This window comes from Calothrix sp. UHCC 0171, assembly GCF_034931845.1.
GTDB lineage: Bacteria > Cyanobacteriota > Cyanobacteriia > Cyanobacteriales > Nostocaceae > Brunnivagina.
On record NZ_JAYGHN010000075.1, the window covers coordinates 7380 to 11827 of the forward strand.

Consider the following 4448-nt stretch of genomic DNA (forward strand, 5'->3'; position numbering starts at 1 on the left):
CGGTACATCTTTTTCCGCAGACATTACTTCTCCACCCAGCGCATCGGTGATTATTACTAGTACCCAAGGAAATCAATTAAAAGTAGGACAGTTGAGAAAATATGCGTTTCCAGAAAGGGAATGGCAAGGGGAAGATGGGGCAATTACAATTAAAATTGCTGGCAATGGTAAAGCGTTAGCACCTCTTGCTTTTATTGAAGATAAACCCTTAGGTGTGGTTGATAAAGAATCTTTTCAATTGTTGAGCGAGAGATTGAAGACAAGGAGTATTAAAGTTGATGGGTTTCAATTTCAAGGAAAATTAGAATCCTCACCAGCAACGATCGCTCATATTAAAGTTGACCCGGAAACGGTTAGATATCCTCAATTTTGGACGAAGAAAGAGGCTGTGGTTGGGGAGAAGAAAATTAAATTTGATGAGAAAGTAAGCGATCGCATTGCACCACATGTATCTCAAACCGAACCAGTTCAACGAGAGAAGTGGGAAAAGCAGATGTTGAAGCAGGCGATCGCGTGTTTGAAAGATAATCCTGCAAATGCTGGTGAGGAAATGCAAACAGCGACTTTTGGGGACGGGAAATATCGGGTTATTTATCACGAACCGTCGGAAATGTTGCGGGTTGTGGATGAGATTGGGAATCGGGGGACTTTGTACAAACTACGGAGATGGGAAGCTGTACATGTATGTAAGTTTACAGAGGAAGAGAAGGGAAGTTTTGAAATATTAGGGGTGGAGTCGAGTCAAAAATTCCTCAAAGCAGCATCGAAGAATTTACAGAGGGAGTAGTTGAAACTTTTATTGCTAGCAACAGTTTTGTTCCGCAGTTAAAACTTAAGCTGGACAAGTCATACAACGATTTTTTTGGTTTCCAGTTCCGCAGTGGTAATTAATAAAAAGTATCTCCCATTTTTAGAAATCGGGATTCCGATATCCAATGAAAGCCTTTCTTTTTAAGCATTTGAAGGATTATTCGGGGAAAAATCCTGGTTCGCAGACGCTATTTTCAAAAAACAATGGGATAAGAGTTTTACTCATTCAGGTTTGCACCTTCAAACTCCTATACCACATATCTTATAGCCAATTTTCATACTTCTAGGTTCGCAGGATTAAACCTATATTCTCAGATCACATCCAACACAGATGGAAACCATCGCAATTGCTGAATAGTTTTATTACTTGCTCTCGCCTCCTGCAACACAACTTTACTATACTGTTTACCAAACTCAGTCGGTAAATACAAAGGTTGTCCGTTTTTCTTCGCATCGGGATTTGGGTTTCTAATTTGCATTCCCCGATCGATCAAAATTTCATTCATCGCCTTTGCATTACCGTGATTAGTGTTATTTTGGCTCAATTTCTTACATTTTGATTCTGTATACAACTTGGCAAGATTCGTAACAGTTAATAACTCATCTTGTACGGGAGTTGGCAATAATTGTTTAACTGTTTCCATTTGGGGTTTGAGTTGGGGATAAGCCTTATATCAATTCACAATTCGTAATTCGCAATTCGCAATTAAGAAAGCTAGATATAGCAAGGTTTTTAGAATTTACATCTGTCGCCATATTTTAGGGAAGGAGTTCAAGCCCCCGGATACCCTGCGGGAAGCAAGCTACATCCGTGGGGTCTTAACTGCAAATTGCGAACCGCGAATTGCGAATTGTACTGACCATGATTTCTGCTCCTCAGCATCAAATCCATGCTCCATAAGCTTTGTAGCCAATGGAGAAGGCGACTGTTCCGCACTTGTAAAAGCCGCTCTCAGGGATTTGTCATCAACTCCAGCTAGTCTTGCTGTTGCTCGAATACTTGCTTTCCCCTTGCCGAAATTATCGATTTCAATTTCTTGCTGTACCTGATTGATAACATCATTGATGACAAGTTGATTCATGGTTCAAAATACTCCTAATTCGATTTGGTCAAAGTAGATTTTTGGCTAACGCTAACGAGTTTCAATCTCTGATTTAAAGTTTTAGGTTTGCAGTATCAAACCCTTATAATGCAAAGCTTACAGACAATTTTGATGTTTCTAGGTTTGCACTCTAAAAACCGTAAAATCTGACTAATCTGACAAACCATAACGCACAGCACGAACCGCAGCTTGGGTGCGGTCATCTGCACCAATTTTCATGAGAATATTGTGAATGTGGGACTTAACAGTTCCAACTGTGATGTAAAGTTTGCTTGCAATCTCGGTATTTTTATTCCCGTCCACAATTAGCTGCAATATCTCCAATTCCCTTTCAGTCAGGGGATATAAGTTCAACATTTCTTCATCAATCTCATCCATATCGGAAGATGCAGATTTTAACAGAAGCCGAGAACTGCGCTGTGCTTTTTCAATCACAAAACGTGCGATCACTGGGTCAATCCAAGTCTGACCAGATTTAGTCAAATATATAACCTCAGTCAGTCTCTCAAATCCTATATTCTTCAGACAATAAGCATCAGCACCCGCAGCAAATGCACTCAGTATTGTTTCTGGGCGATCGCATAATGTCAGGATAATCACTTTTATGTCAGGATTGCTCTTTTTGATTTCCCTAGTAACTTCGATACCATCTCTATCGGGTAAACCAATATCAATAATCGCGACATCCGGCTGTAATTGCCTCAATAACCTCAAGCCATTCTTACCATTAACAGCATCTCCCACAACGACAATTTTTTGATTTCGTCCCAAGCTAGTTTTGATACCAATTAGCGTCAATTCGTGGTCTTCGATAATAACTAAACGAATTTTCTCACTATCTTGAGATTCTGATTCTATAGATTGAAGTGACAACCTATTTTCTGATACTGCACTACTTGCTTGCACTGACCAAAACTTATTGTTTCGTCCATCAAAATTTGATATTTTCATTGTTAACTACTTTGTTGTCATCAATTTCTCTCTCTTCCCCACTCTTTCACTCCCTCTTTATCATCAAGGAGGTTTAACTCGTAGCAAACAATAATCCCTTTTACGAGCAATACTTTCACCTTTTTCAATACTAACTACAGCCCTTTGTTCGGAATTCTTGGCACAGTTTAAATTGCTCAAACTTTCGGAATTCCAAGTAATGATATTTCTTGCTAATTGACCGGTTGTACTTTTTAGCCATCGCAAATTTTCTACTTCTTTTACTGTTAGCGATTTGGGTTTTCCCGATGCATATCCTCCATCTAAAAAAACAGGAAGTGATACCCCTGTCAAAACACCAAATCCAGTCGCTGCTAACAATAGCCCCATCGCGGGTAACATTACTCTGAGACGACTTCGCTCTTTGGATTCGCTATGTGCAATTAATCGGTCTACCATCTTGCGAACTTCCACTTCTTGACCAAGAACAGCAGTTCGCTTTGCTTTTTCCAAATGGTCATAAATCGATTCTGACCAACGTTTAAAGAGATTATCTAACTCGTTGGGTTTGTCTTCCAGTAATACTTGCAATTGTCCCGTTGCTAACATCATCAAAAATAAAGGGTCGCTCGTAGATAGTCCGTGTTCGACTGCAACTGCTAAAACTCGTCTTTGAAAATCTGCATCTTTCCCTTCCAATAACCGATTCAAATAGCTTTCATTTTTGGCTTGTCGCAAACTATGTACCATATTCCATTCCCAGTTGCGGTTGAATTTTCGCTGGTTCAGTTTGATTTTCCTGATCGTCCTTTTCTTGTAGACCAATACTTTGAATTGTGCGATCGCTTTCTCTGTCGAGTTGGTTAATAATTACTTCTACTTGGATGGCATCGTATTCGCTCAAACCTTGAATAATTTCATCATCAAAAGTTGCGATAAAAATACTATGTCCATCTTCCGAATCTGATAGCACAAAATAATTCTCTTCTTCATGTACCTTGACATTGCCAAAAGGGGGAAAAATAAATTCTGTCTTTAGGTGTTGTTTGTACTCGTCTTCAATTTGCTCGATTAAATCCATTTGGAGAAATACTAATTTATCTTCGTCTAATTTGGATGCTGTTTCTCGTTGTAATTCGTCTATTTTGTCTTCTTGTTCTTCGGCTACTAATTCATTTAGAGAAGAACGCAAAATTAAATCATTCAATATATTGAGATTGTCGGGATTAATTGTGATATTTCCGATTGTTTTATTAGTGCGAATTTCAGAAGAAGAATTTGTATTATCATCTTGACCATTATTAGAATCGTCAGAACTTTTAATTATTTCAGATATATTGATAATTTCCTCTTGCCGTAAATGAGCTATTTCACAGACAAACTCAGAACTAAAAACTTGGTCAAATATTTGGTTGCGTTCACAATATTCAAAACTTGGTTCTAAACTTCGATATGGTGATAAACTCCACTCTCCCTGGATATTGATATGTCCGCAAATTAAGCTATCGAGCAATGCATGTGCAAGAAACCACTCTTTTTTAATTCCGACATTGAGTAGTTGACTGTCTTCCGTTACCAGAATATATAATCGACCCATATATGTTT

At 38.5% G+C, this 4448-nt stretch carries 5 protein-coding genes and 1 pseudogene; 1 reads left to right on the forward strand and 5 read right to left on the reverse strand.

The window, feature by feature from the left end:
- Positions 1-787 (forward strand): annotated as a pseudogene (locus tag VB733_RS26455) (hypothetical protein); the annotation flags it as partial.
- A gap of 334 nt (positions 788-1121) precedes the next feature.
- On the opposite strand, the gene VB733_RS26460 reads toward VB733_RS26455, so the two are convergent.
- The 5 genes from VB733_RS26460 to VB733_RS26480 all read right to left on the reverse strand — a co-directional run.
- Positions 1122-1454, reverse strand: coding sequence for a hypothetical protein (locus VB733_RS26460; protein WP_323343032.1), 333 nt, complete (start codon positions 1452-1454; stop codon positions 1122-1124).
- 159 nt (positions 1455-1613) lie between these two features.
- Complete coding sequence (locus VB733_RS26465) at positions 1614-1892, reverse strand: hypothetical protein (RefSeq protein WP_323343033.1); 279 nt, start codon at positions 1890-1892, stop codon at positions 1614-1616.
- A 171-nt stretch (positions 1893-2063) separates the two neighbouring features.
- Entirely contained in the window at positions 2064-2864 is an 801-nt protein-coding gene (locus VB733_RS26470) for a response regulator transcription factor (RefSeq protein ID WP_323343034.1), read from the reverse strand.
- Between the two features lie 63 nt (positions 2865-2927).
- The gene (locus VB733_RS26475; protein WP_323343035.1) at positions 2928-3593 is read right to left on the reverse strand and encodes a DUF6753 family protein; all 666 of its coding nucleotides are present in this window, start codon (positions 3591-3593) and stop codon (positions 2928-2930) included.
- Positions 3583-4448: hypothetical protein (locus VB733_RS26480; protein WP_323343036.1), on the reverse strand; the 866-nt coding region annotated here is incomplete at its 5' end. The genes VB733_RS26475 and VB733_RS26480, both read right to left, overlap by 11 nt.